At 67.3% G+C, this 25847-nt stretch carries 24 protein-coding genes; 12 read left to right on the top strand and 12 right to left on the bottom strand.

Annotated features, from left to right (window positions below; genetic code table 11):
* Nucleotides 1–48: 48 nt before the first annotated feature.
* The 4 genes from pgaA to pgaD are packed head-to-tail and all read left to right on the top strand — an operon-like array spanning nucleotide 49 to nucleotide 6354.
* Entirely contained in the window at nucleotides 49–2520 is a 2472-nt protein-coding gene (gene pgaA, locus N5C88_RS25405) for a poly-beta-1,6 N-acetyl-D-glucosamine export porin PgaA (protein ID WP_280016467.1), read from the top strand.
* A gap of 20 nt (nucleotides 2521–2540) precedes the next feature.
* Nucleotides 2541–4574 carry a poly-beta-1,6-N-acetyl-D-glucosamine N-deacetylase PgaB gene (pgaB, locus tag N5C88_RS25400; protein WP_280016466.1) on the top strand — a complete coding sequence of 678 codons (2034 nt, stop codon included), beginning with the start codon at nucleotides 2541–2543 and terminating at the stop codon, nucleotides 4572–4574.
* Complete coding sequence (pgaC, locus tag N5C88_RS25395) at nucleotides 4571–5911, top strand: poly-beta-1,6-N-acetyl-D-glucosamine synthase (RefSeq protein WP_118934541.1); 1341 nt, start codon at nucleotides 4571–4573, stop codon at nucleotides 5909–5911. The genes pgaB and pgaC overlap by 4 nt, the downstream gene beginning before the upstream one ends.
* Nucleotides 5908–6354, top strand: a complete 447-nt coding sequence (gene pgaD, locus N5C88_RS25390; protein ID WP_118934539.1) for a poly-beta-1,6-N-acetyl-D-glucosamine biosynthesis protein PgaD — start codon at nucleotides 5908–5910, stop codon at nucleotides 6352–6354. The genes pgaC and pgaD overlap by 4 nt, the downstream gene beginning before the upstream one ends.
* Before the next feature lie 62 nt (nucleotides 6355–6416).
* On the opposite strand, the gene N5C88_RS25385 is transcribed toward pgaD, so the two are convergent.
* The gene (locus N5C88_RS25385; protein WP_059378384.1) at nucleotides 6417–7661 is read right to left on the bottom strand and encodes an MFS transporter; all 1245 of its coding nucleotides are present in this window, start codon (nucleotides 7659–7661) and stop codon (nucleotides 6417–6419) included.
* Between the two features lie 182 nt (nucleotides 7662–7843).
* Between N5C88_RS25385 and N5C88_RS25380 the strand changes: the two genes are divergently transcribed.
* Both N5C88_RS25380 and N5C88_RS25375 read left to right on the top strand, forming a co-directional pair.
* Nucleotides 7844–8644, top strand: coding sequence for a helix-turn-helix transcriptional regulator (locus N5C88_RS25380; protein ID WP_251880838.1), 801 nt, complete (start codon nucleotides 7844–7846; stop codon nucleotides 8642–8644).
* Nucleotides 8645–8751: 107 nt separating this feature from the next.
* A complete protein-coding gene (locus N5C88_RS25375; RefSeq protein WP_187774057.1) occupies nucleotides 8752–11349 on the top strand; it encodes a PBP1A family penicillin-binding protein in 2598 nt (865 codons plus the stop codon).
* 36 nt (nucleotides 11350–11385) lie between these two features.
* On the opposite strand, the gene N5C88_RS25370 is transcribed toward N5C88_RS25375, so the two are convergent.
* Nucleotides 11386–12099 (bottom strand): metallophosphoesterase, encoded by a 714-nt coding sequence (locus N5C88_RS25370; protein ID WP_059378388.1) that lies wholly within the window; start codon nucleotides 12097–12099, stop codon nucleotides 11386–11388.
* A 177-nt stretch (nucleotides 12100–12276) separates the two neighbouring features.
* On the opposite strand from N5C88_RS25370, the gene N5C88_RS25365 reads away from it, so the two are divergent.
* Complete coding sequence (locus N5C88_RS25365) at nucleotides 12277–13452, top strand: PepSY-associated TM helix domain-containing protein (RefSeq protein ID WP_059378389.1); 1176 nt, start codon at nucleotides 12277–12279, stop codon at nucleotides 13450–13452.
* On the top strand, nucleotides 13449–13634 hold the full coding sequence (locus N5C88_RS25360) for a hypothetical protein (protein ID WP_054458208.1): 186 nt from the start codon (nucleotides 13449–13451) through the stop codon (nucleotides 13632–13634). The genes N5C88_RS25365 and N5C88_RS25360 overlap by 4 nt, the downstream gene beginning before the upstream one ends.
* A 33-nt stretch (nucleotides 13635–13667) precedes the next feature.
* Here N5C88_RS25360 and N5C88_RS25355 read toward each other — a convergent pair whose 3' ends face one another.
* Nucleotides 13668–14495 (bottom strand): aldo/keto reductase, encoded by an 828-nt coding sequence (locus N5C88_RS25355; RefSeq protein ID WP_059378391.1) that lies wholly within the window; start codon nucleotides 14493–14495, stop codon nucleotides 13668–13670.
* A 335-nt stretch (nucleotides 14496–14830) separates the two neighbouring features.
* Here N5C88_RS25355 and N5C88_RS25350 point away from each other — a divergent pair, with 335 nt between their 5' ends.
* Together N5C88_RS25350 and N5C88_RS25345 are read left to right on the top strand one after the other, a co-directional pair.
* Nucleotides 14831–16636 (top strand): ABC transporter ATP-binding protein/permease, encoded by a 1806-nt coding sequence (locus tag N5C88_RS25350; protein ID WP_165867890.1) that lies wholly within the window; start codon nucleotides 14831–14833, stop codon nucleotides 16634–16636.
* A 51-nt stretch (nucleotides 16637–16687) separates the two neighbouring features.
* Entirely contained in the window at nucleotides 16688–17077 is a 390-nt protein-coding gene (locus N5C88_RS25345) for a Rieske (2Fe-2S) protein (RefSeq protein WP_118933301.1), read from the top strand.
* Nucleotides 17078–17111: 34 nt separating this feature from the next.
* Here the strand turns inward: N5C88_RS25345 and N5C88_RS25340 are convergent, their stop codons facing one another.
* Nucleotides 17112–18095, bottom strand: a complete 984-nt coding sequence (locus N5C88_RS25340) for a bile acid:sodium symporter family protein (RefSeq protein WP_059378394.1) — start codon at nucleotides 18093–18095, stop codon at nucleotides 17112–17114.
* Nucleotides 18096–18202: 107 nt separating this feature from the next.
* On the opposite strand from N5C88_RS25340, the gene N5C88_RS25335 reads away from it, so the two are divergent.
* Nucleotides 18203–19045, top strand: coding sequence for a LysR family transcriptional regulator (locus tag N5C88_RS25335; protein WP_118933302.1), 843 nt, complete (start codon nucleotides 18203–18205; stop codon nucleotides 19043–19045).
* 194 nt (nucleotides 19046–19239) lie between these two features.
* On the opposite strand, the gene N5C88_RS25330 is transcribed toward N5C88_RS25335, so the two are convergent.
* From N5C88_RS25330 to N5C88_RS25320, 3 genes are all read right to left on the bottom strand, one after another.
* On the bottom strand, nucleotides 19240–19572 hold the full coding sequence (locus N5C88_RS25330) for a hypothetical protein (protein ID WP_280016465.1): 333 nt from the start codon (nucleotides 19570–19572) through the stop codon (nucleotides 19240–19242).
* A 72-nt stretch (nucleotides 19573–19644) separates the two neighbouring features.
* Nucleotides 19645–20514, bottom strand: a complete 870-nt coding sequence (locus N5C88_RS25325; protein WP_251880846.1) for an N-formylglutamate amidohydrolase — start codon at nucleotides 20512–20514, stop codon at nucleotides 19645–19647.
* Nucleotides 20515–20516: 2 nt separating this feature from the next.
* Entirely contained in the window at nucleotides 20517–21506 is a 990-nt protein-coding gene (locus N5C88_RS25320) for a tripartite tricarboxylate transporter substrate binding protein BugE (RefSeq protein WP_054458219.1), read from the bottom strand.
* Nucleotides 21507–21618: 112 nt separating this feature from the next.
* Here N5C88_RS25320 and N5C88_RS25315 point away from each other — a divergent pair, with 112 nt between their 5' ends.
* A complete protein-coding gene (locus tag N5C88_RS25315; protein ID WP_118933303.1) occupies nucleotides 21619–22551 on the top strand; it encodes a LysR substrate-binding domain-containing protein in 933 nt (310 codons plus the stop codon).
* A gap of 99 nt (nucleotides 22552–22650) precedes the next feature.
* Here N5C88_RS25315 and N5C88_RS25310 read toward each other — a convergent pair whose 3' ends face one another.
* The 5 genes from N5C88_RS25310 to N5C88_RS25290 all read right to left on the bottom strand — a co-directional run bounded on the left by N5C88_RS25310 (nucleotide 22651) and on the right by N5C88_RS25290 (nucleotide 25805).
* The gene (locus N5C88_RS25310) at nucleotides 22651–22866 is read right to left on the bottom strand and encodes a hypothetical protein (protein WP_042792993.1); all 216 of its coding nucleotides are present in this window, start codon (nucleotides 22864–22866) and stop codon (nucleotides 22651–22653) included.
* A 103-nt stretch (nucleotides 22867–22969) separates the two neighbouring features.
* Nucleotides 22970–24076, bottom strand: a complete 1107-nt coding sequence (locus tag N5C88_RS25305; protein WP_280016464.1) for an AGE family epimerase/isomerase — start codon at nucleotides 24074–24076, stop codon at nucleotides 22970–22972.
* A 148-nt stretch (nucleotides 24077–24224) separates the two neighbouring features.
* Nucleotides 24225–24437: a hypothetical protein gene (locus tag N5C88_RS25300; RefSeq protein WP_008159938.1), complete on the bottom strand. Its 213-nt coding sequence runs from the start codon at nucleotides 24435–24437 to the stop codon at nucleotides 24225–24227.
* A gap of 326 nt (nucleotides 24438–24763) precedes the next feature.
* Nucleotides 24764–24988 (bottom strand): hypothetical protein, encoded by a 225-nt coding sequence (locus N5C88_RS25295; protein WP_118933304.1) that lies wholly within the window; start codon nucleotides 24986–24988, stop codon nucleotides 24764–24766.
* A 70-nt stretch (nucleotides 24989–25058) separates the two neighbouring features.
* The gene (locus N5C88_RS25290; RefSeq protein ID WP_280016463.1) at nucleotides 25059–25805 is read right to left on the bottom strand and encodes a sulfite exporter TauE/SafE family protein; all 747 of its coding nucleotides are present in this window, start codon (nucleotides 25803–25805) and stop codon (nucleotides 25059–25061) included.
* Between the last annotated feature and the right edge of the window lie 42 nt (nucleotides 25806–25847).

The following is a 25847-nucleotide window of genomic DNA, read 5'->3' as shown; positions in this document are numbered from 1 at the left end:
GCGGCCGGAACAGGAACGCCCCGAGTCGCAACTGCGGAAGTAAGACAGATGCAAAACAGAGGATCGACACCCCTGGGTGCCGTTGGACCGAGACTGAGCCTGCTGGCGGCTTGCGCCATCCTGGCGCCCGCCATGGCGCTGGCCGGCCCCGGCAATGACTATGACGCCCTGATCGCCCGGGCGCGCGCCGGCGACTACGAGCCCGCCCTGACGATGCTGCGCCAGCAAGGTCCGGCCGGCGGCAGCCGCGCCATCCACGACCACATCATCATCGCGGGCTGGGCCGGCAAGCCGGCCGAAGCCGTTGCCGCCTACGAGCAGTTGCCGCAAGGCGCGGCGCTACCCGCCGACATCCAGCTTGCCGTCGCACGCGCCTACCGCGACCTGCAGCGCTGGCCCGAGGCGCTGGCCGCGTATCAGGCGGGCGCGCGCCGCCATCCCGGCCAGTCCGCCTTCCCCGCCGGCGAAATCATGACGCTGGCCGACGCCGGCCGCTACCCCGAGGCGCGCGACGCCGCGGCGCGCTGGCTCAAGCGGCATCCCCGCGATGTCGACGCCCGCCTTGCCCTGAGCTACGTTCACGCCCGCCAGGGCGAGCCCTACGAGGCGCTGCACCAGGCCGACCTGGCCCTGGCCGCCGCGCCCAACACGTCTTACGTGCTGCGCGAATACATCTGGGCGCTGCAGCGCGCGCGCATGGCCGACGTGGCGCTGGACCTGGCGCGCCGCCACCAGGACCTGTTCGACGCAGGCCAGATGCGCGGCTTCGAGGCCGACGCGCTGGCCCAGCAGGTACGGCTGGCGGCCATGCCCACGCGGTCGGAGGCCGAGCGTTTCGTGTTGGCCGACAAGGCATTGGCCCGTTACGACGAACTGATCCCCGCCTGGCAGCAGCAGGAGGACGCCCGCGCCGACGCGCTGCGCGCCCGCATCGACCGCTTGCACGCCCTGCACGTCCGCGTGCGCATGGCCGATCTGGTCCGCGAATACGAAGCCTTGCTGGCCGAAGGCGTCACGGTGCCGCGCTACGCCTTGAACGACGTGGCATCGGCCTACCTGTACGTGCGCCAGCCCGAACGCTCCCGCGACATCTACCGCCAGGTCGCCGCCAACGATGCCCTGCGCGGCGACGATGCCGAACAGCGCCTGGCGACCGAAACCGGCCTGTACTACTCGCTGGCCGAGGGCGAGCAGTTCAACGAGACCGGCGCCGTCACCGACGAGGTCGAATCGGGCTATGCCCCCTGGCTGTACTACAAGGGCCAGGCCACCCGCATGCCCAACGACCTGAACCTGGAAAGCCGCCAGACCCTGGCGTCGGCCCGTCTGCAGGCCAATGACACCGTCGCCGCCCAGCAGCGCCTCGAAGAGATGGTCGCGAACGCGCCCAACAACTCTGGCCTGCGCAGCGATCTGGCCACCGTCTATCGCGCCCGTTCGCTTCCCCGCGCCTCGGAGGTCGAATTGAAGATGGGCGAGACGCTGGCGCCGCGCAGCCTGGGCGTGGAGAACGGCCAGGGCTTCACTGCGCTGGACCTGCAGGAATGGCGCCAGGCCGAAGCCCTGTCGCAGGACACCATGGCCCGCTCGCCCGAAAACCTGACCAGCCGCCGCCTGGCGCGCGAATGGGAAGTGCACAACAAGGCCGAGCTGCGCATCAACGGCTACCGCGGCCTGGCATCGGACAGCCCGGTCAACGGCAGCGGCGACTTCGGCATCGACGCCGTGCTGTACTCCTCTCCGCTGGACTACAACTGGCGGGTCTTCGGCGGCGGCGGCTATGCCTCCGGCGACTTCGAGGAAGGCCGCGGCAACTACCGCTGGCTGCGCACCGGCGTGGAATGGCGCGGCCGCGACCTCACGGTCGAAGGCGAAGTCTCCACCCACGACTACGGCCACGGCGTGAAGCCAGGCGCGCGCCTGTCGGCCGCCTACGACCTGGACGATCATTGGCAGGTGGGCGGCTCGGGCGAAATCATGTCGCGCGAAACGCCGCTGCGCGCGCTGACCAGCGGCATCACCTCCAACAGCGTGTCGGCCTACGTGCGCTGGCGCGCCGACGAGCGCCGCGAATGGACGCTGGCGCTGTCGCCCTCGCACTTCAGCGACGGCAACAACCGCTGGGCGCTGGGCCTGGCCGGGCGCGAGCGCGTCTACACCGCGCCACACCTGCTGGCGGACCTGGAGTTCGAAGCGTCCACCCAGCGCAACAGCCATGACAGCAACGTGCCCTACTTCAATCCCCGCTCGGATCTGATGCTGCTGCCCGGCGTGCGTCTCACGCACACCCTGTACCGCCGCTACGAAACCGCCTGGGAACAGATCGGCACCCTGGGCGCCGGCGCCTACACCCAGCAAGGCTACGGCACCGGCGGCGTGATCGCGCTGGGCTACGGCCAGCGATACCGCGCCAACGACGTCCTCGACATGGGCGCCATGATCACCGGCACCAGCCGCCCGTACGACGGCGAACGCGAGCGCGAACTGCGCATCGTGTTCGACCTGACGTACCGCTTCTGAACCCGGCACCGAGTAACGCCATGATGCTTAAAACCCATACCCGCCTGATTCTCGCCGGCCTGCTGCTGCTCGCGATCCTGGCGCTGACCGCCTGCGCCAAGGACATCCCGGTCTACACGCCGCCGCACCAGCGCCCGCTCGCCCCCGCCGAACAGCCCTGGGTCCAGGGCCAGTTCCTGGCCCTGGCCTACCACGACGTCGAAGACGAAGACCCCGACCAGGGCTTTCTCAGCGTGCGCACCGACCGTTTGGTCGAACAGTTGGCCTGGCTGCGCGCCAACGGCTACCAGGCCGTGACCGTGGACCAGATCCTGGCCGCGCGCCAGGGCGGCAAGCCGCTGCCCGAGCGCGCGGTACTGCTGTCCTTCGACGACGGCTACCGCAGCTTCTACACCCGCGTGCTGCCCATCCTCAAGGCCTATCAATGGCCTGCGCTGCTGGCGCCGGTCGGCGTCTGGATGGACACGCCAGCCAACCAGCGCGTGGACTTCGGCGGCAGCCCTGAAGACCGCAAGCGCTTCCTCAACTGGGACGAGATCCGCGAGATCTCGCGCTCGGGGCTGGTCGAGATCGCCGCGCACACCAACGCCTCGCACTACGGCGCGCTGGCCAATCCCCAGGGCAATACCGAGCCCGCCGCCGCCATCCGCGCCTATGACGCGCAGACCCGCCGCTACGAAACCGAGGCGGAGTTCGACGCGCGCATGGGCGGCGACGTCGCCGCCATCACCGAGAAGATCCGCCGCGCCACCGGCAAGAAGCCGCGCGTCTGGGTCTGGCCTTATGGCGCCGAAGGCGGCTCCACCTTGCGCATCACCGCCGAACACGGCTATCAGCTGGCGCTGACGCTGGAGGACGGCCCGGGACGCGTCGGCCGCCTGATGTCCACGCCGCGCCTGCTGCTGTCCAGCGACCCCACGCTCAAGCCCTTCGCCAACAGCGTGGTCGGCATGGAAGCCCAGCCCTTCATGCGCGTGGCGCACGTGGACCTGGACTACGTCTACGACCCGGACCCGGCGCAGACCGACCGCAACCTGGGCGAGCTGGTGCAACGCATCCTGGACATGCAGATCAACACGGTGTTCCTGCAGGCCTACTCGGACCCGGTGGGCGACGGCCTGGTGAAATCGGTCTACTTCCCCAACCGCTGGCTGCCGATGCGCGCCGACCTGTTCAACCGCGCCGCCTGGCAGTTGCACAACCGCGCCAACGTGATGGTCTACGCCTGGATGCCGGTGCTGTCCTTCGACCTGGATCCCGCCCTGCCGCGCGTCACGCGCTGGCAGGAAGGCCAGGCGCAGCCAGAGCCGGATCCCGACCAGTACCGCCGCCTGTCGCCGTTCGACGCCACCGTGCGCGCGCGCATCGGCGACCTGTACGAAGACCTGTCCCGCTACGCGATCTTCGACGGCATCCTGTTCCATGACGACGCGCTGCTGTCGGACTTCGAAGACGGCAGCCCCGGCGCGCTGGCCGCCTATCGCGCCGCGGGCCTGCCGGGCAGCATCGCCGAACTGCGCGCGGATCCCGACACCCTGCAACGCTGGACCCGCTACAAGAGCCGCGCGCTGGTGGACTTCACCGCCGAACTCACGCAGCGGGTGCGCGCGGTGCGCGGCCCGCAGATCAAGACGGTGCGCAACATCTTTGCCGAACCCATCCTGAATCCGGGCAGCGAAACCTGGTTCGCGCAGAACCTGGACGACTTCCTCGGCGCCTACGACTGGACCGCGCCGATGGCGATGCCGCTGATGGAAAACGTGCCGGCCGGCCAGGAAAACGCCTGGCTGGACCGGCTGGTCGATACCGTCGCGCAGCGCCCCGGGGCGCTGGACAAGACCGTATTCGAACTGCAGGCGCGCGACTGGCGCACCGGCCCGGGCCGTCCTGAAGCCACGCCGGTCGACACCGCCGTGCTCGCCGGCTGGATGAAGCGCCTGCAGTTGCGCGGCTCGCGCAGCTTCGGCTACTACCCCGACGATTTCTCGCAAGACCAGCCCCGGCTGCAAGGCATCCGGCCCGCCATTTCCGAAGCCTGGTATCCGATCAAATGATAGACCGACTGATTGCCCTGCTGATTCTCTGCGCGGTGCTTGGCGCGCCCTTCGGCTTCACCCTGATGCTGACCGGCGAGGCGTTGCTGGGCTTCGTGTTCTTCTACCCCCTGTTCATGTCCGGCATGTGGATGGCCGGCGGCATCTATTTCTGGTGGCATTGGGAGCGGCACTGGAAATGGGGCAAGGACAGCCAGCCGCCGGTCCTGGCCGGCAACCCGCTGGTGTCCATCCTGGTGCCTTGCTACAACGAGGCCGACAACGGCGAAGAGACGCTGCTGGCCGCGCTGGGCCAGAACTATCCGCACATCGAGGTCATCGCCATCAACGACGGCTCCAGCGACGGCACCGCCGACATGCTGGACCGCATGGCCGCCGCCCATCCGCGGCTGCGCGTGGTGCACCTGGCGCAGAACCAGGGCAAGGCCATGGCGCTGCGCATGGGCGCCATGGCCGCACGCAGCGAGTATCTCGTCTGCATCGACGGCGACGCCATGCTGGACCCGGACGCAGCCGCCTACCTGGTGGCGCCGCTGATCGACAATCCGCGTGTGGGCGCCGTCACCGGCAACCCGCGCATCCGCACCCGCTCCACCATGATCGGGCGCATCCAGGTCGGCGAGTTCTCTTCCATCATCGGCCTGATCAAGCGCACCCAGCGCGTCTATGGCCAGGTGTTCACGGTGTCCGGCGTGGTCGCCGCCTTCCGGCGCGCGGCGCTGGACCGCGTGGGCTACTGGAGCCTGGACATGATCACCGAGGACATCGACATCAGCTGGAAGCTGCAGCGCGACCACTGGTCGATCTTCTACGAGCCGCGCGGCCTGTGCTGGATCCTGATGCCCGAAACCCTGCGCGGACTGTGGAAGCAGCGGCTGCGCTGGGCCCAGGGCGGCGCCGAGGTCTTCCTGAAGAACCTGCGTTCCATCTGGGTCTGGCGCCACCGCCGGCTGTGGCCGCTGATGGCCGAGTTCTGCCTGTCCACCGCCTGGGCCTTCGCCTTCGGCGTGTCGGTGCTGCTGTGGGCCGTCAGCCAGGTGGTCACGCTGCCCAACAACATGCAGATCGCCAGCCTGATGCCGCCCGCCTTCACCGGCATGATGCTGGCCGTGGTCTGCCTGCTGCAATTCGTCGTCAGCATCCTGATCGACCGCCGCTACGAGCCCGGCCTGGCCCGCTCGCTGTACTGGGTCATCTGGTATCCGCTGGCCTTCTGGATGGTGAGCCTGTTCACCACCCTGGTCAGCTTCCCCAAAGTCATGCTCCGCAAGCAGGCCCGGCGCGCGCGCTGGACCAGCCCGGACCGGGGCATCAAATCACCGGACGCAACGTCATGATCATCACCACGCAACGTTCCCGCGCAGGCTATCTGTTCGACCTGGTCCTGACCGCCATCGGCTGGTTCGCCTTCGTGTATCTGTTCGGCGCCGGCATCCTGGCGATCCTGCGCGCCGCCGCCGGCGGCCCCGATGTCTCGCTATGGCCGGTGTTCCTGCCCACCGTGCACACGCTCTGGGGCTATGCGCTGCTGGCGCTGATCAACGCGGGCGTGCTGGTGGGCTGGGCCGTCTACAACCACCGCAAGTTCGCCGGCCGCGACCGCCGCAAGCCGATCAAGCCGGTGGGCGACCGCCGCGTGGCGGCCAGCTTCGCGATCAGCACGGCGCAGCTGATGCAGGTGCGTTCCGCGCACACCTGCATCGTCCACCACGGCGCGGCCGGCGACATCACCGGCATCGAAATCGGCCGCCCTCGCCTGAACGCGGTGCAGGCCGGCTGATGTTATCGCTGCCTGGCGCCGCGAGCCGGATGGCTTGACCGCGCCAGGCCCGGCGCCCGCCTTCAGCGGCGCGCCTTCTCCACATCCGGCAGCAGGATCGCGACCACGCCCAGCAGCGGCAGATAGGCGCAGACCTGGTACACGTAGCCGATGCTGGTGGCATCGGCCAGCTTGCCCAGCGCTGCGGCGCCCACGCCGCCCATGCCGAAGGCAAAGCCGAAGAACAGTCCGGCGATCATCCCCACCTTGCCCGGCACCAGCTCCTGCGCATAGACCACGATGGCCGAGAACGCCGAGGCCAGCACCATGCCGATGATCACCACCAGCACGCCGGTCCAGAACAGGTTCATGTAGGGCAGCAGCAGCGTGAACGGCGCCACGCCCAGGATCGACACCCAGATCACGATCTTGCGGCCGATGCGGTCGCCGACCGGCCCGCCCACCACGGTTCCCACCGCCACCGCGGCCAGGAACAGGAACAGGTAGAGCTGCGCCTCGCGCACCGACAGCGCGAACTTGTCGATCAGGTAGAAGGTGAAATAGCTGTTCAGGCTGGCCAGGTAGAAATACTTGGAGAACACCAGCACGCCCAGCACCGCCAATGCGCCCAGCACCTGGTTGCGCGACAGCCCGTTGCCCGCGCCCTCGCGCCGCGCGCGCGGCTTGAGCAGCACGCGGTTGGCGCTGTACCAGCGGCCGATGCCGGTCAGCACGACGATGCCGAACAGCGCCGCCAGCGAAAACCAGGCCACGCTGCGCTGCCCGTGCGGAATGATGAACAACGCGGCCAGCAGCGGCCCCAGCGCCGAGCCCACATTGCCGCCCACCTGAAATAGCGACTGCGCCAATCCATGGCGTCCGCCGGACGCCATGCGCGCCACGCGCGAGGACTCCGGATGGAACACCGACGAGCCCGTGCCCACCAGCACCGCGGCCACCAGCAGCCAGCCGAACGACGGCGCCATCGACAGCAGCAACAGCCCCAGCAGGGTGAAGCCCATGCCCACCGGCAGCGAGTACGGCTTGGGGTTGCGGTCCGTATAAAAGCCGATGAAAGGCTGCAGCAGCGAGGCCGCAAGCTGATAGACCAGGGTGATCAGGCCGATCTGCGCGAACGACAGGCTGAACGAATCCTTCAGCATGGGATAGATGGCCAACAGGATCGACTGGATCATGTCGTTCATCAGGTGCGCCACGCTGATCGCGCCCAGCACCTTGAAGGCGGTGGACGGATCCGATGAGGCGGCGGGCGGTGGAGCCGTATTGGCGGCGGTGACGCCGGCGGCGGAATTCTGCGGTGGATTCATGGGTGGCGGACGCGGATAAAGTGGGAGCATGCCCGGCAGCGCGCCGGGACCTGTAGCCAGTGTAGGAATCCGGGACGGAACCGATCTGCCAATTTTCGTCGCACAAGTGACAAAATACCGTGACAAAAACCGAAAATCACGCCTGAGCCGCCCTGCTCATCCTTATGCCGGAAGTGACACGCATGCCCGCCCGACTCCTTTTGCCCGACCCCGCCCGCAGCGTCAATCCGCAGGACTACCAGCATCGGCCGCGCGCCGTCACGGCCATGGCCAAGGAATTCCCGCCGGGCACCCGCACGGGCACCCACTCGCACCCCCGAGCGCAACTGGTCTACGCGGTCGAAGGCGTCATGCGCGTCACCACGCCCAGCGGCTTCTGGGCCCTGCCGCCGCTGCGCGCGCTGTGGGTGCCTGCCGGCGTGCCGCATGGCGTGGACATGGTGGGCGCGGTATCCATGCGTTCGCTCTACCTCGAAGCCGAGACCGCCCGCGACTACTGGCCGCAGTGCCAGGTGGTCGAGGTCGGCGGCCTGCTGCGCGAGCTGATCCTGGCCCTGACCGCCGAGCCCATCGACTATCCGCTGGACGGCCGCGCCGGGCAGGTCGCCGCCCTGCTGCTCTCCGAACTGGCCGCCGCCCGCGTGGCGCCGCTGCAGATCCCCTGGCCGCGCGACCGCCGCCTGCAGACCATATGCGCGGCCATCCTGGACGATCCCGGACTGCAGCGCGGCATCGAAGACTGGGGCGACGAAGTCGGCGCCAGCGCGCGCACGCTGATCCGCCTGTTCCAGGCGGAACTGGGGCTGAACTACCGGCAGTGGGTGCAGCAGGTCCGGCTGGCCGAGGCGGTGTGCCGGCTGTCGCAGGGCGTGCCGGTCGCGCGCATCGCCGCCGACCTGGGCTACCGCAGCGCCAGCGCCTTCTCGGCCATGTTCCACCGCGCGCTGGGCGCGCCGCCGCAACGTTACCTGAACAATAGCTGACGCCTGCAACCGGATTTGGCGTCATCCGCGACGCAATTCATGTTTAGTTACTGAAACCTTATGACCCTCTGGGCGGTCCATCGTGTTCTGCCCTAGAATCGCCTGCAATGAGCACCCCCCAGCAATCCTCCGCCACCCCGGGCGGCAAACCGGGCCTCCCCTGGAAACGTATCCTCGTCAAGACCGGCGTGGCCGCCGGCGGCCTCGCCGTGTGCGGCGGCATCGCGCTCGGCCTGGCGCTGGCCCTGGCCTGGCCCAGCCTGCCCGACCTGCACGCCATGACGGACTACCGCCCCAGGGTGCCGCTGCGCATCTACACGGCGGACAAGGTGCTGATCGGCGAGTACGGCGAAGAGCACCGCAACGTGCTGCGCTTTGACGAAATTCCGCCCGTGATGCGCCAGGCGGTGCTGGCGGCCGAGGACGACCGCTTCTACAGCCACGGCGGCGTCGACTGGATGGGCGTGGCGCGCGCGGTGCTGACCAACCTCGTCAAGGGCTCCAAGAGCCAGGGCGGCAGCACCATCACGATGCAGGTGGCGCGCAATTTCTACCTGTCGTCGGAAAAGACCTATTCGCGCAAGTTCTATGAACTGCTGCTGACGTTCAAGATCGAATCCGAGCTCTCCAAGGACCAGATCCTCGAGCTCTACATGAACCAGATCTACCTGGGCCACCGCGCCTATGGTTTCGCGGCCGCCTCGCGCACCTATCTGGGCAAGCCCCTGTCGGAAGTCACGCCGGCCGAGGCCGCCATGCTCGCCGGCATCCCCAAGGCGCCGTCGCGCTTCAACCCCATCACCAATTTCCCGCGCGCCGAGATCCGCCAGCACTACGTGCTGGGCCGCATGAAAACGCTGGGCTATCTCACGCCCGAACAGGCCGACGAAGCGCTCAAGCAGCGCCTGACCATCCGCGGCGCGGACGGCGCCAGCGCGCGCGGCTTCGCGATCCACGGCGACTACCCAGCCGAATTGGCGCGCCAGCTGATGTACGGCGTGTTCCAGGAACAGACCTACAGCAAGGGCATCGACGTCTACACCACCATCGATTCCAAGGACCAGGAAGCCGCCTACCGCGCCGTGCGCGACGGCGTGATGGACTACACGCGCCGCGCCGTCTATCCGGGTCCGGAAGACCAGATCGACCTGCCCGAGGGCGTCGAGCAGGACCCGGCCGCGCTGGATGAAATCCTGGACGGCGTGCAGGAAAAAACGCCTGACAGCGAAGACCTGCTGACCGCCGTGGTGCTGGCCGCCAGCCCCACCGAAGTGACGCTGGCGCGCAGCGCGCGCGACATCATCACCATCAATGACAAGAAGGCACTGGCGGTGGTGGCGCGCGCCCTCAACCCCAAGGCCAGCGACAGCCAGCGGCTGCGCCGCGGCTCGGTCGTCTACATCCACAAGAACGGCGACGGCTGGGAAATCATCAACATGCCGACGCTGCAGGCGGCGCTGGTCTCGATGGTGCCCCAGGACGGCGCCATCCGCGCCATGATCGGCGGCTTCGACTACAACCGCGGCGGCTTCAACCGCGTGACGCAAGCCTGGCGCCAGCCCGGCTCCAACATCAAGCCCTTCGTCTACGCCGCGGCGCTGGAGCGCGGTCTGACCCCGGCCACCCAGATCTCCGACCAGCCATTCATGCTGACCGCGGAGCAGACCGGCTCCAAGGCCTGGCAGCCCAAGAACGACGGCAACAAGTACGAACCCATGCTGACCCTGCGCCAGGGCCTCATGCGTTCCAAGAACATGGTGTCGATCCGCATCCTGCAGGCCATCTCGCCGCAGTATGCGCAGGACTACCTGACCCGCTTCGGCTTCGACAAGTCGCGCTGGCCGGCCGTGCTGCCGCTGGCGCTGGGCGCCGGCGGCGCCACGCCGCTGCAGGTGGTCAACGGCTACAGCGTATTCGCCAATGGCGGCTACCGCGTCACCCCCTATCTGGTGGACCGCGTCACCGACCGTTCGGGCAACGTGCTGATGCAGGCGCAGCCGGTCGTCGCCGGCGACGCCCTGGCGCGCGCCATCGATCCCCGCACCGCATGGGTCATGGACGACATCCTGCGCGGCGTCACGGTCAGCGGCACCGCCGCCCGCGCGCACCAGGTGCTCAAGCGCAACGACATCGGCGGCAAGACCGGCACCACCAACGAGGCCGTGGACGTGTGGTTCTCGGGCTTCACGCCCAGCCTGGCCACCACCGTCTGGATGGGCTTTGACCAGCCCAAGTCACTGGGCACCAACGAATTCGGCAGCGGCCTGGCGCTTAGCACCTGGCTGGACTACATGCAGCCGGCGTTGAAGGGCGTGCCGGAAGCCAAGCCCGCGCCGCGGCCAGACGGCCTGATCGTGGACAACGGCGAATACTATTTCTCGGAATTCCCGCCGGGCCAGGCCGTGGCCTCGCTGGACCTGTCCTCGGGCGACGCGCTGACCGATTTCCTGAACAACAACCGTTCGACGGACGGCGTGGACACCTCGGTCAAGCCCCTGCCGCCCGGCGGCGGCGCAATGCCGCAAAGCAGTCCCGCCCAACCGCCGGTGGCCGTGCCCGTTCCCGTGGCCCCTGCGGGCGGCGCGCCGGCAGGCAACGCGCCGCCCGCCATCCCGCCCATCCCCGTGCCGCGCGTGGACGCGGACGCCCCCGCCCGCGCCAGCGCCGTCAGTGGCGCCGCGCCGGTGGCCGCCCGGCCGCTCTGACCGCGGCCGGCGCCAGCCGCCGGGAATCCAGGCCTGCTATTCCTGCTCCGCGAGTTCGGTCACGACCTCGCGCGGCCAGGCCCGCAGGGATTCCAGATCCAGGAAAGTGAAGTAGCCGGATTTCCAGCCTTCGGTATCGATGTGGTAGACGTTGCCCAGCAGCAGCGGCGCCGGGACCGGCGTGTGTCCGGCCACCACCGCCCGCACCCCGCGGATGCCGGTGCGGTCCATCTGCCGCAGGCGGTCGCGCGACCACTGGCAGGCGGCGCTGGTGCGCCGGTAGCGATCCTGCAAGGCGGATTCCAGCCGCGGCCAGAACAGCACCGGACAATCCGCGTGCAGCAGCCCCACCGCGCCGTCCAGGGTTTCAACCTCGATGGCGATGGGCAATTGCGCGAAAGCCTCGGCAAAGACCTTTTGGCGATCAGCAGGCAGATCCAGGAACCAGCCGCCGCCGTAGCCGCGCCAGTTGTCCACGTCCACCTGCCCCGTACGCACGTGGCGGATCGCGTAATCCTCGTGATTGCCCTGGACCGCGTGGAACCATGGCCGGGCCAGCCACTCCAGGGCGGCCTCGCTTTCCGGCCCCCGGTCCACCAGGTCGCCGACCGAAAACAGGCGGTCCCGGGACGGATCGAAGCCGAACTCGTCCAGGCTTTCCTGCAGGCGGGAAAAATGCCCATGCAAATCGCCCACCGCGAAATCGCGGCCTAGCTCGTTGCGCGGGACTTTGAGAAAACGCTGCTCCATGATGATCCGGGGCTACCACTGGTTGATGCTCGATCCCTCTTTTTAACCCGCTTTCGCGCCGCCCCATCCATCCCCTTTTGCCCCGTCATGGTCAAAATTTGGTTACGAGAATCGAAACTATTCGCGATAATATTCAGCTTTCTCAAATCCGCGCCTGCAAGGGCCCCGCCCTCCCCCATGACTGCCGCGTCCACCATCAAAACCTGGTATCTGGTCCATAAATGGACCAGCCTGGTCTGCACGATATTCCTGCTCGTCATCTGTCTTACCGGCTTGCCGCTGGTGTTCCACCACGAGATCGAACATTGGCTCGACGACGGCAAGCCGCTGTCCGACGTGCCGGCCTCGACCCCTCGCGCCGACCTGGACAAGCTGGTCGGCAGCGCCCGCGCCATGTATCCGGGCGAGGTCGTCGACTATCTGTTCTTCGATCCCGACGAGCCGCAGGTCTACGTGGGCATGGCGAAAACGCCCGGCGACGGCCAGGTATCCGGCCACGCGGTGCGCATGGACGCCCGCACCGGCGACGTGCTGCTGGACGGCCCGCTCTACACCCAGGACAAGTTTTCCTTCATGGGCATCATGCTGGCGTTGCACGTGGACCTGTTCGCGGGGCTGCCCGGCGAGCTGTTCCTGGGCTTCATGGGGCTGCTGTTCTGCGTGGCGATCGTTTCCGGCGTGGTGCTCTATGGCCCCTTCATGAAGAAGCTGGAATTCGGCACGGTACGCGTCGCCCGCTCCACCCGCCTGAAATGGCTGGACCTGCACAACCTGCTGGGCATCGTGACGCTGGTCTGGGCCTTCGTGGTGGGCGTGACCGGCGTGATCAACGAACTCTCCACGCCGCTGTTCCGCCTGTGGCAGTCCACCGAACTGGTGCGCATCCTGGAACCCTACAAGGGCCAGAGCGTCCCCACCGAGCTGGCCTCGGCCCAAGGCGCGGCCGATACGGCCAGAAAGGCGCTGCCCGGCAACGAGGTATCGTTCATCGCCTTCCCCGGCAACGCCTTCGGCAGTCCCCACCACTACATCACCTGGATGCGCGGCGACACGCCGCTTACCTCCAAGCTGAATACGCCCGTGCTGGTGGACGGCAAGACCGGCGAACTGACCACCGTGGCCAAGATGCCCTGGTACCTGACCGCGCTGGAACTGTCGCGGCCCCTGCACTTCGGCGATTACGGCGGCATGCCGCTGAAGATCATCTGGGCGCTGCTGGACGTCATCACCATCATCGTGCTGGTCAGCGGCCTCTATCTCTGGCTGGCCCGCCGCCGCGCCACCGAGGCGCGCATCGCCGAACTCGTGCGCAAGCACCAGGCCGCCGCCATCCCGAAAAGGACTCCCGCATGAGCAAAACGGCCCGTGGTTTCATGTTTGTCTGGGGCGCGCCGATCCTGCTGGGCGTACTCAGCGTGTTCGGCCTGCTGGCCGCCCTGCTGGGCACGGGAGGCTGGCACTGGGCGTCCTGGATCGCCCTGGCCATCCTGCTGGCGGTCATCGTGCGCTACTGGGTGTTCCCGCTGCAGCGCTAGACGCGACCGCCAGGCCCGTGCCGGCGTCCGGCATTATTTGCCGAAGGTCTCGGGGTCCGGCCCCAGGCGCGCGCCTTGCTTGATGCCGTCGATGGCGGCCATGTCGGCCGCCGACAGTTCGAAGTCGAAGACGTCGATGTTCTCGCGGATGCGGGCGGGCGTCACCGACTTCGGGATCACGATCAGATCGTGCTGCAGATGCCAGCGCAGCGTCACCTGGGCCGGCGACTTGCCGTGCTTCCTGGCCAATTCCAGGATGACCTTGTCCTTGGCCACGCCGCCCTGGGCCAAGGGGCTCCATGACTCCGTCGCGATGCCGTGCTTGGCGTGGAAAGCCCGCAGCGCCTGCTGGGTAAAGCCGGGGTGCAGTTCCACCTGGTTCACGGCCGGCGTCACGCCGGACGCGTCGAGCAACCGCTCCAGGTTGGCCTGGGTGAAGTTGGACACGCCGATCGAGCGCGCGCGGCCGTCTTCCTTCATTTCGATCATGGCCTTCCAGGCATCCAGGAACTTCGTGCTGCCGGCGACGGGCCAATGGATCAGGTACAGGTCCACATAGGCCAGGCCCAGCTTTTCGAGGCTCTCGTCCATGGCCTTATGGGCCTCGTCGTAGCCGTGCCTGTCGTTCCAGAGCTTGGTCGTGACGTACAGATCCTTGCGCGCCACGCCGGCCGCGCGCAAGCCCGCGCCCACGCCAGCCTCGTTGCCATAGATGGCCGCGGTGTCCACCGAGCGGTAGCCTGCCGCCAGCGCCTCTTTCACGCTTGCGGCGGCCTGATCGTTCGGCACCTGCCAGACGCCCAGGCCCAGCTGGGGAATCTTGCCGCCGTCGTTCAATTGCATTGCCGGTACTTTCGCCATAAGACCCTCCGTAGCTTGCGACGCGACGTCCGCGCGGCGAATATGCGCCGGGTCGCGCAACCAAGGGGCAGCCAGGCTTCATCCTTGGTTGAGACAGTAAAGAACGGGCCCGCCAGGCTGCGCCCGAGTCACCATGCCGGATTGAAAACCCCCGGGAGAGGTCTACACATCCCAGGGGTCGTGAGGCCGATATTACCCCCAGAGCCGCAAAATCCCTGAATGCCCTCTGCCAAAGCAGGCGTTTTCGCCCCTGGGCGCGGTGCTGCGGCAGAATTGGCGCCTGTGGCCGATAATGCGCTTCCGACGGCCCGACGGCCCATGCATCCCCCCAGACCATGAACGCTCCTGACACGCGGCCCGAACGCCGCGGCGGCTTTTCCACCCTGCGCACCCTCTTTCCCTATCTCTGGCCGCCCGGCGAGACGGGCCTGAAAACGCGGGTGATCGCGGCCCTGCTGTGCCTGTTCGCGGCCAAGGTGGCCACGGTCTATGTCCCGCTGCTGTACAAGCACGCCATCGACGAGCTGGGCCAGGGCGCCCCGGGTTCCGTCACCGTGCCGCTGGGCCTGATCCTGGCCTATGGCACGGCCCGGGTGCTTTCGCTGCTGTTCTCGGAACTGCGCGACGCCATCTTCGCGCGCGTCGGGCAGCACGCCATCCGCGCGGTCGGCCTGCAGGTCTTTCGCCACTTGCATGCGCTGGCGCTGCGCTTTCACCTGACGCGCCAGACCGGCGGCCTGAACCGCGCCATCGAGCGCGGCACCAAGGGCATCCAGACCCTGCTGTCGTTCCTGCTCTTCAGCATCCTGCCGACCTTCTTCGAGATCGGGCTGGTCTGCGTGGTGCTGTGGAAGATGTTCGACATCTGGCTGGCGCTGGCCACCGGCGCCACCGTCACGCTGTACATGGCGTACACGCTGCTGGTCACGGAATGGCGCGCCAAGTTCCGGCGCCAGATGAACGAAACCGACTCCGAGGCCAACACCAAGGCCATCGAGAGCCTGCTGAACTACGAGACGGTCAAATACTTCGGCAACGAGGAACACGAGGCGCGCCGCTACGACGCGTCGCTCAAGCGCTATGAACGCGCCGCCGTGCGCAGCCAGGTCAGCCTGTCCATCCTCAACATCGGCCAGGCCGCCATCATCTCGGTGGGCCTCACCCTGGTCATGTGGATGGCTGCCACCGGCATCGCCGAGGGCCGCTACACGCTGGGCGATTTCGTGCTGGTCAACACCTACCTGCTGCAGCTGTACCAGCCGCTGAGCTTCTTCGGCTTCGTCTACCGCGAGATCAAGCAAGCCATCATCGACATGGAGCGCATGTTCGAACTGCTGGGACAGGACCGCGAAGTGGCCGACCGGCCCGATGCGCAGCCCCTGCGCGTGGCGGGCGGCGCAGTGGAGTTCCGCGACGTGCATTTCGGCTACGACGCGCGCCGCCCCATCCTGAAGGGCGTCAGCTTCACCATCCCCGCGGGCAGGACCGTGGCCGTCGTCGGCACCTCCGGCGCCGGCAAATCGACCATCGCGCGCCTGCTGTTCCGCTTCTACGACGCCGACGGCGGCGCGATCCTCATCGACGGCCAGGACGTGCGCAGCGTGACCCAGGCCAGCCTGCGCGCCGCGATCGGCGTCGTGCCGCAGGACACCGTGCTGTTCAACGACACCATCCTCTACAACATCGGTTACGGCCGCCCCGGCGCCAGCGAGGAAGAGATCCAGGCGGCGGCTCGCCTGGCCCACATCCACGACCTGATCATGGCCATGCCGGACGGCTACCAGACCATGGTGGGCGAACGCGGGCTGAAGCTGTCCGGCGGCGAAAAGCAGCGCGTGGCGATCGCCCGGACCATCCTGAAGAACCCGCCCATCTTCCTGTTCGACGAAGCCACCAGCGCGCTGGACACCCACACCGAACGCGAAATCCAGGCCAATCTGCGCGAAGTCAGCCAGGGCCGCAGCACGCTGATCATCGCCCACCGCCTGTCCACCGTGGCGGATGCGGACGAGATCATCGTGCTGGCCGAAGGCCGCATCGTCGAACGCGGCCGCCATGCGCAGCTGCTGGCGCAGGACGGCATCTACGCCGGCATGTGGGCCCGCCAGCAGCAAAGCGCCCTGACCGGCGCGCCGGATTGACAAGCCCTTCCCCCTGTCCGAACATCGCACCCTTTGATTTCCAGGCCCACCATGCAGGATTCAGCCCCCGTCCCCGCCGTCCGCGTCTGCGCTTCCTCCGACCTCGCCAACGGCGGCCTGGGCGTGAAGCTCCCCGTGTCGGATGCCGCCGGCCGCACCACGGCCTTCTTCGTGCGCTATCAGGACCGCGTGCACGGCTATCTGAACCGCTGCGCGCACGTCGGCGTAGAACTGGATTGGGAAGGCAGCTTCTTCACCCGCGCCGGCGACCTGATCATGTGCGCGCGCCACGGCGCCACCTACCAGCCGGACACGGGGCTATGCGTGGGCGGCCCCTGTAAGAACGGCCGCCTGACCGCGTTGGCCGTCGAGGAACGCGACGGCGCGGTCTACTGGCAGCCGGCCGGCAAGATCCGTCCTTGGGAAGACGCGGCCGCCTAGAACGGTACGCTCCAGCAGAACCCTTGCGCGGATTTCATGCCCGCGCCGCCGCCGCTTCCGCCGGCGCCTGCCGTTCCGCGTAGCGCCGCGCCAGCACCGCGCAGACCATCAGCTGCATCTGGTGGAAGATCATCAGCGGCAGCACCACCACGCCCATCTGCGAGGTGCCGAACAGCACCGTGGCCAGCGGAATGCCCGAGGCCAGCGACTTCTTCGAGCCGCAGAACACCAGCGTGATCTCGTTTTCCTTGGACAGCCCCAGCTTGCGGCTGCCCCAGGTCGTGATCAGCAGCACCGTTCCCAGCAACAAGGCGTTCACCAGCACCATGGAGGCCAGGTCGATGGGCGGGAACGCGTGCCAGATGCCCTGCGCCACCGCCTCGCTGAACGCGGTGTAGACAGCCAGCAGGATCGAACTGCGGTCCACTTTCGACAGCGTGCGGTTGTTGCGCTGGGCCCAGGCGCCGATCCAGGGCCGCAGCAGGCTGCCCACCGCGAACGGCAGCAGCAACTGCAGCAGGATGCGGCCGGCGTCGGCCAGCCCGTGGCCCCCGCCCTGGCGGTGCAGCAGCACCGCCACCAGCAGCGGCGTCAGCACCGTGCCCAGCAGGTTCGACGCGGTGGCCGCGCAGATCGCGCCCGGCACATTGCCGCGCGCCATGGAGGTGAAGGCGATCGACGACTGCACGGTGGACGACAGGGTGCAGACGAACAGCACGCCCAGCCACAGCGACGGCGTCAACAGGTTGGGAAACAGCGCCCGCAAACCCAGCCCCAGCGCGGGAAACAGCAGGAAGGTGCAAGCCAGGATCAGCGCGTGCAGGCGCACGTCCTTCACGCCGGCCACGATGGCATCGGTGGACAGCCGGGCGCCGTGCAGGAAGAACAGCAGCGAAATGGCGATGTTGCTGGCCACGGTCATGAACGCCGCGCCCTTGCCCACGGCCGGGAAAAAGCTGGCGAAGACCACCGTGGCGATCAGGATGAGCGTGAATTGGTCGGGCAGGAAGCGGCGCATGGCAAAGGTTTCCGTAGGGATTGCGGAAACTATAGGCACGGCGCTTGCCATCGTGAAGCCCACTAGGTACTTTAACTGTCATCGGACTTTCCTATGACCAGGCCGCCATGCTCAATCCCCTGTGGCTCAAGACCTTCGCCGCTGCCGCCGCCGCGCCCAGCTTCACCGAAACCGCCCGGCGGCTGGGGCTGACCCAGCCCACGGTCAGCGAGCACATCCGTCAGCTGGAACAGGCCCTGAACCGGCGCCTGTTCCAGCGCGACACGCACTCGCTCGCGCTCACCAGCGACGGCCGCAGCCTGCTGGTGCATGCGCAGATCATCCTTGACGCGCACGAGCGTGCCGAGCGCCTGTTCGACGCGCCCCGCCTGCGCGGGCGCGTGCGCCTGGGCACCTCGGACGACCTGGCGATGGGCCCGCTGCCAGACGTGCTGGCCGCCTTCCGGCTGGCCCACCCCGAGGTGGAACTGGACCTGACCATCGGCGTCACCAGCGAGCTCTACAAGCTGCTGGACGACAATGGCCTGGACGTCATGATAGGCAAGCGCCGCAAGGGCGACCGCCGCGGCCAGACCCTGCACAAGGAAGCCCTGCTGTGGCAGGCCAAGGAAGGCCTGCGCGTGGCGCCCGGCGAACCGCTGCCGCTGATCCTGCTGCGCGAACCCAGCGTGACCCGCAGCCTGACGCTGGACGCCCTGGCCCGCGCCGGCCGCAGCTGGCAGATCGTGTGCACCAGCACCAGCTACGCCGGCTGCCAGGCGGCCGCCCGCGCCGGCCTGGGCATCACGGTGCAGCCTTCGCACCTGTCCACCCTGGGCCTTGCCGCTCCGGCGGGCGCCGCGCAGCTGCCCGCGCTGCCACAGGTGGAATTCATCGTGATCTCGGCGCCCGCGCCCAACAAGCCCACGCGGGCGCTGACCGAGATCCTGATGCGCAGCACGCTGACCTGAGGCTTTCTTTCTGACTGCCTCGCTTGGGGTTGGCATGTGTTCGGGCAAGCGCCGCGGCCAATGTTCGCGACGTCTATCCGGAATGACCACATGGCGATGCTTGCCATGCGGCATCATCGGCCTGCGCTCTGGGGCTCGACAAATACAAAGGCGGGATAACAATATGAGCGGCGCGTTGCCGCCCCATGGCCGGACTATTCGGGCAAGTGGTCCGGAACGCCGTCCTCATCGACCAGCTTGACGCGGTCCAGCGCGTTGCGCGCGGCCGACATGGCCTCGACCGTGCTGCGGAAGCGTCGGCTGATAAAGATCTCGAAAGCCTGGGTGTCGGGCTCGGCTTCCTGCTGCGCGGCTTCATCCGGCGGCGCTGAGGCATCAGCCTGGGGCGCGGCTTGCGCGTCCAGTTCGGCCTGGCTCTTTTTCTTCGGCAGCCGCCGCGTTTCGATGAAAGCGCGCGGCGGCACGCGCCCCTCGGGTTGGGTCGCGTACGCGAGCACCGAAAATCCGTTGATGATCTTCTCAGCCATTGCGGTTCCGTGTGGCCGCGCCCAAAAAAAGCGCGGTTCCTTGTTACCGACTACGGCCAGCCGCGGGGAAACTTAAGCCGGCGCCGCCTGGCGCGCGCGCACGTAGGCCGCCACCTGGGCCAGCACGTCGGACAGGTCGGTCTGCAGCGGCGCAAAGCCCGAGTTGCGCTCGCGCGTGGCTTCGTCCATGTACAGCGGACGGCGGATTTCCACCTGCAGGCTGTGGCGGTTCAAGGCCGGCTGGCCGATCTGCGCGATCAGCTGCACGCCTTTGTAGGGGTCGTTGCGCGCCACGGTGTAACCCTTGTCGCGCAAGGCGGTCTCGATCAGGGCGATGAACTCGGGTTCGCAGGTCGTGCCGTCGCGGTCGCCCAGCACGAAGTCCGCCAGCGGATGCTCGCTCTGGCGGCCCAGGCGCTCGTAGGCATCGTTGGGCATGGAATGCAGGTTCAGATGCCAGACCGCGCCAAAACGCTGCCGCACCTGCTGAATCGCCTGGGACAGCGCAGCATGGTAGGGCTCGTAGTACGCCTGGATGCGGTGGCGCACTTCGGCCAGCGTCAGCTTGCGATCGTAGATCGGCGTGGACTTGTCCATCCTGCGCCAGATCAGACCCTTGCCCAGGCGCGTCTTCTCGCCCGGGTCCAGCGGTTCGGGCCAGGGCTGCGCCAGCAGCTCCGGGTCCAGGTCCTGCAACGTGCGGTTCGGATCGATATAGACGCGCGGAAAGTTCGCGGCAATCAGCGTCGCGCCCAGGGCCGGCGCCGCCGACCACAACGCGTCCACGTGCGTGTCCTCGCCCTGGCGCAATTGCGCCAGGGTGGCCGCGGCGCCGAAATCGTCAGGATAGCGCTCGCCGCTATGCGGCGAATCGCAAACCAGCGGCAAGGCCGGGCCGGTGGGCTCGTGTACGGAAACAGCGTCGAAGTCGGCGTGGGTCATCGTCAATCAGCCTGAATGTTGGCAGTCTTGGCGACCTTGGCGTAGCGCGCCAGGGCCTGCTGGATCTGCGCCTCGAATTCCTGGGGCGTGGTGCGCACCAGCGTACCACCCACTTCCTCGGCCTTCTTGCGGAATTCCGGATCGTCCTGGGCGGCGCGCACCGCCTTGTTCAGGCGCTCGATCACGGCCGGCGGGGTGCCGGCGGGCGCCACCAGGCCGAACCAGCCGCCCGTGCCCATGTCGGGGTAGCCCAGCTCGATGTAGGTCGGCACGTCGGGCAACAGCGGCGAGCGTTCGGCGCCCAGCACGGCCAGCGCGCGCAGCTTGCCGCCCTGCACCTGCGGCAGGGTCGAGGACAGGTTGTCGGTGATCGCGTCCACCTGGCCGCCCATCACGTCGTTCAGCGCCGGACCGGCGCCGCGGTACGGCACGTGCAGCAGCTTGATGCCGGACAGCATCATGAAATTCTCGATGTTCACGTGACCCAGCGAACCCACGCCCGGCGAAGCGAAGCTATAGCGTTCCGGCTGCTTCTTGGCCAGGGCCACGAACTCGGCCATGTTCTTGGCCGGGAGACCCGGGTTGATCGCGAAGATGCTGGGCACGGCGACCACGTTGGCCACCGGCACGAAATCCTTCACCGGGTCGTAGTTCATCTTGCGGAACACGGCCGGATTCGAGCCATGCGTGCTCATCGTGGCCATGCCGATGGTGTAGCCGTCGGGCGTGGCGCGGGCCACCTGCTCCATGCCCATGGAACCGCCGGCGCCGGCCTTGTTCTCGACCACGATGGTCTGCTTCAGGTCACGGCCGGCGTACTCGGCCACCAGGCGCGCCACAATGTCGGTCGAACCGCCGGCGGCGAACGGCACCACCAGCTTGATGGGACGGGCGGGATAGTCGGCGGCTTGGGCGATGCCGGCGAAAGACAGGGTAGCGAACATGCCGGCGAGCGCGAAGCGCGCGGATCGGCCCAGAAGGCGGCGGGACATGGGGATGACTCCGAAAGTTGAAGGTCAGTCGACAAGGCCGCCAGTGTCCGAACTTTACGATCCCCTTTCAAACGACTATATTGCACGGCTTCATTACCAATGGTCATGCTAGATGCGACTGCACTCGCCCTCCATGTCCGAACTGCACGCCTTCGTGACGGCGGCACGCCTGGGCAGCTTCACCCGCGCCGCGGAGGTCTTGTGCGTCACCCAGGGCGCCGTCAGCCGCGCCATTTCCCGCCTGGAAGCGCATTTCGGCCAGCCGCTGATGCATCGCAACGCCCATGGCCTGACCCTGACTGAAACCGGACGCCGCCTGTACGACGGCACGCAAGGCCCGCTGCAGCAGATCGAATCGCTCAGCGCCGGATTGCGCGCCAACGACCGCCGCCTGCGCCTGACGCTGTCGACGGTGCCGACGCTGGCCAGCGCCTGGCTGGTGCCCCGCCTGTCCGACTTTCACGCGCGCCATCCGGATATCCAGCTCGGCTTCGCGGCCTACCGCCGCAACGAGGACTTTTCGGGCGCGACGCCCGATGCCAGCATCCTGTCCGGCCTGCCCGAGCAATGGCCTGGCTGGCAGGTGGATTACGTGATCGGGCGCGAACTGGTCGTCATCTGCCACCCCGCCCGGCTGGCGGCGCGGCGCGCGCAGGGACTCTGGGAGACCCCGGCCGGCCTGCTTGGGGAGCCGCTGCTGTATCACTCGAATGGCATGGACAACTGGATGCAGTGGCTGGCCGCTGCTGGCGTGCCGCGCGCCTCGGTCCAGCTGTCCAATGGTTTCGACCAGGTTTCCATCCTGGTCCGCGCCGTCATGGCCGACATGGGCATTGCCGTGCTGCAGCGCTGCCTGGTCCGCGACGACCTGCAGGCGGGACGCGTGGCGGCCCCGTTTCCCGACCTGCCCATACGCATCGCCCGCGGCTATCACTTATGCGCGCCGGCCCAGCGCCGCGACCACTATGCGCTGGCCTGCTTCCGGCTATGGCTGCTGGAGACTGCCGGGCAGGATCCCGACGTGGTGGCCGCCGGCCCGGGTTGAGCGGCAGAAAGCAACATGTGGTTTCGTGTGACGGAGAACAACTGCGACGAAATGAAAACGGGCTCCTGAGGAGCCCGTCTGGATGGCGCAGCGAATAGCTCAGGGTGCGAGCTTGAACCCCAGGTCCACGCCCCACTTGTCGGTTTCACGCAGCCATTTCGCCCCGCAATTCAGGCAGCGGAAGTGGTCTTCACGGCTTTCTTCCCGGCCCTTCTGCGTCGGGTTGGTGAATCCCTGATGCCCCAGATGGGCATGCGGCGCAACGCCAGCAAGCCCAGGGTTAATGCGTTGGCAAGCCAGGCACATAACGCTCATTGATGCTTCCCTACAAACATAGTAACCAAATTGTAAGGGATTCCACCAATACTTTTCTATCAATATATGACGATAAATCCAAAAATAATTGTTAACGCCACAATTAAACAACGGTCGGCATGGCGGACAGGCAGGTAGCCAGGTGGTATGGGGAGGTCGAAGGCATGTCCGCGCGCACCACCGCCCCGTCCGCGTCCAGGCATTCGTACCAGCCGCCAGCGTGCAGGAAACGCGCGCGGAACATGGCCAGGCCGGCCTCCAGCGCGGGCAGATCCCCCAGCACGCCGAGCACCCGCAAATACTCGGTCTGCGCCCAGATCCGGCGCGTATCGTCGATCACGGCGCCGGACTCGTCCAGCGATGCCGCCACCCCGCCCGCGTCCACGCCATGGCGGCGCGACCAGCGCACCGCGCGCGGCAGCGACTCCGTCAGCTCCAGGCCGTCGAAAACCTCGGCCGAGCCTTGCACCAGCGACAGCCACTCGAACTGATGCCCGGGCTCCAGCCGGTTGCCGGCCGTACCCTGCCGCTGTTCCGAGATGCACTGGGAGGCCGCATGCACGAAAAAATGGCTGATGCCTTGCGCCAGGCCGCGCAGACGCTGCGCGTACAGCGCCGGCTCCGCGACCTGGGCCGCGGCCAGATATGCCTCGGTCAGATGCATCATGGGATTCTGCGCGGGCGGGCGCAGCGGCTGGCTCAGGTCGGCGCTGAGCGCCGCGTGATACAGCCCGTCGGCAGTCTTGAAGCGCGCCTCGATGGTCGACGACGTCGACAACATGAGCTTGCGCGCATCGGCATTGCGGCTGCGGCGGAAATAGGCGGCGCAGGCCAGCACGATGAACGCGTGGGTGTACAGGTCCTGCGTGTCGTCCAGCGCATGTGCAGCGGCGTCCACGCTGTAGCGCCATCCGCCATGGGACTCGTCGCGGAATACGCGGCGCAGCGATTCGAACAGCACATCGGCATGCGCGCGCGCGGCGGCGCCAGACGCTTCTGAAAAAACGTAGAGCTGGCGCGCGCAAGCCATGGCGCGGTAGCGCTCAGCCGGCAGCGGGCGGCCGGTAGCTGCGTCCAGCGATTCAAAAGGCAGACCCAGCGCGCCATTGAAACCCTGCCCCATCCAAAGAGGCAGGACAACGGAATCAAAATGGTCGCGGAATGCGCGGATGTGTTCCGCAAGTGAAGAGTTGGTCTGTGCGGCAGTCATCTTGGAACGGCGCATACCCACTGAGGGCCCCAGATTTTGGAGCAGCAACGATAACCGAAATTTTCGTCGCAAACCTTTGAGTATTCTCCGAAGCGTCATGCTCACACAGACCGGTCCAGCCAATCAGCTCCGTCCAGGGCGGGGCGCCCTATCGGAAGATGTTTTCCTCTACCCAGTTCTGCGCGAATACTTCCGCGCGATCGCGTGCTTCGTCCAACGAAGCGCAGTTGCCCAAGTGGGAAAACGCGGCATCCACTTCGGTGCCGCCCTCGGCCGTAACCGTCAGCAGTACGCCATATCCGCCGGTATCCATGGCCGCTGTGGAAACGTCGATCAGAACTTCCTGGTCACGATGCTGCATGTGCTACCTCCCAGTCGGTTACCTAAACGCGTGAACCACGCGTGACGTTGCGGGGGCAGAATCCCCGCGCAAATGAATAGACCTGCAAACGTCACGCAAGTTCATCTTACTGGCGACTCGTGGCCTGCGATACGTCGAAAAGCAGCCAAATCGCGCATTCCGTCTCAGGAAATTCCCGTAGCACGGCCCTAGTGGTCGCGAACTCGCGAAATACTGCGAAAACATTCGCAAATTGTGTGGAAATTCCCGCGCCAAACGGTCAAGACGCAGCGAAACGCGGAGAGCGGCCCCGGGCCGCTGCTGTCGACATAATCGGATTTCGCGGGTCAGCGCAAGTGGATGGCGCCTGGCTCTTCCATGCGCAGGGCGAGCTTGCCCTTCTCGGTGATGAGCCAGCGGCCGTCGGCGTCGGCTGCAATGCAACGCAGCGTCTCCAGCGCCTGCGCGACGTGCGCGGGCACTTCGGTCTGGACGGCGCCGGGCGCGCAATTGTCGGCCACGATGCGCAGCCAATGTCCCAACTCGCCTTTCTCGAAACGGTGCAATGCCATGCGGTGATTCTCTCTTGAATACCCAACGATAGCATGTCGCCGGTCCCGCCCCGATGACCGGTCAAGGACGCTAGGCAAGCAGCTTGGGCAAGGATGACGCCAGCAGCGCCACGCCCGACACGGTGAGCAGGCCCAGCACGATGCGGCGAAACGACACGTCGCTGATGCCCACGTACACGCGCGTGCCCCATAAGGTTGGCACCAGCATCGCCGGCACGATCACCGCGAACAGCGGCAGCATGTCGCGCGTCACCACACCGGTGTAGACATAGCTCGCCATCGTCACAACCAGCATCGACAGGTTGAAGTTCTGGATCACCGCGCGCTGTACGTCGCGGTCAAAGCGGCGCAAGGTGCACCACAAGGTAGGAATGACGCCGGTGAATCCGCCTATGCCGCCCATGACGCCGCCCATCGCGCCCACCACCCCATCGGCCAATCGCCCCCCCGCCTTGATGGGAGGCAAGCGCGTCGCGAACAGCATCACTGGACACCAAACCACCAGCAGCCCGCCCACCAGCGCTTTGAACATCAGCGGATCCAGGTATGGCAACAGCTTGACGCCCAACGGCATCCCCAGCAATCCGCCTGCCACGAAGGGCAGCAGATGCACCGCCGCGAATCCGCGGCGCATGGTAAAGGCGGCCAGCAACTGGCCAGTCAGCGAGCCGAACACCACCATGGCGGCAGCGAGTTTCGGATCTATCGTCCAGGCCCAGAACGACATGGCCACCATGCCGAAGCCGAAGCCCGAGAGGCCCTGCACGAACCCGGCGGCCATGGCGCCCGCCGCGACCAGCACATATAAGGAATCCATACCCGCCGCATGCCTGCAAGAGAAGCCGGAACGGTTCCGGCG

The sequence above is a fragment of the Achromobacter sp. GD03932 genome (genome assembly GCF_029839485.1).
In the GTDB taxonomy this organism is placed as follows: domain Bacteria; phylum Pseudomonadota; class Gammaproteobacteria; order Burkholderiales; family Burkholderiaceae_B; genus Achromobacter; species Achromobacter bronchisepticus_A.
This window is presented reverse-complemented; position numbering and strand designations above follow the sequence as displayed.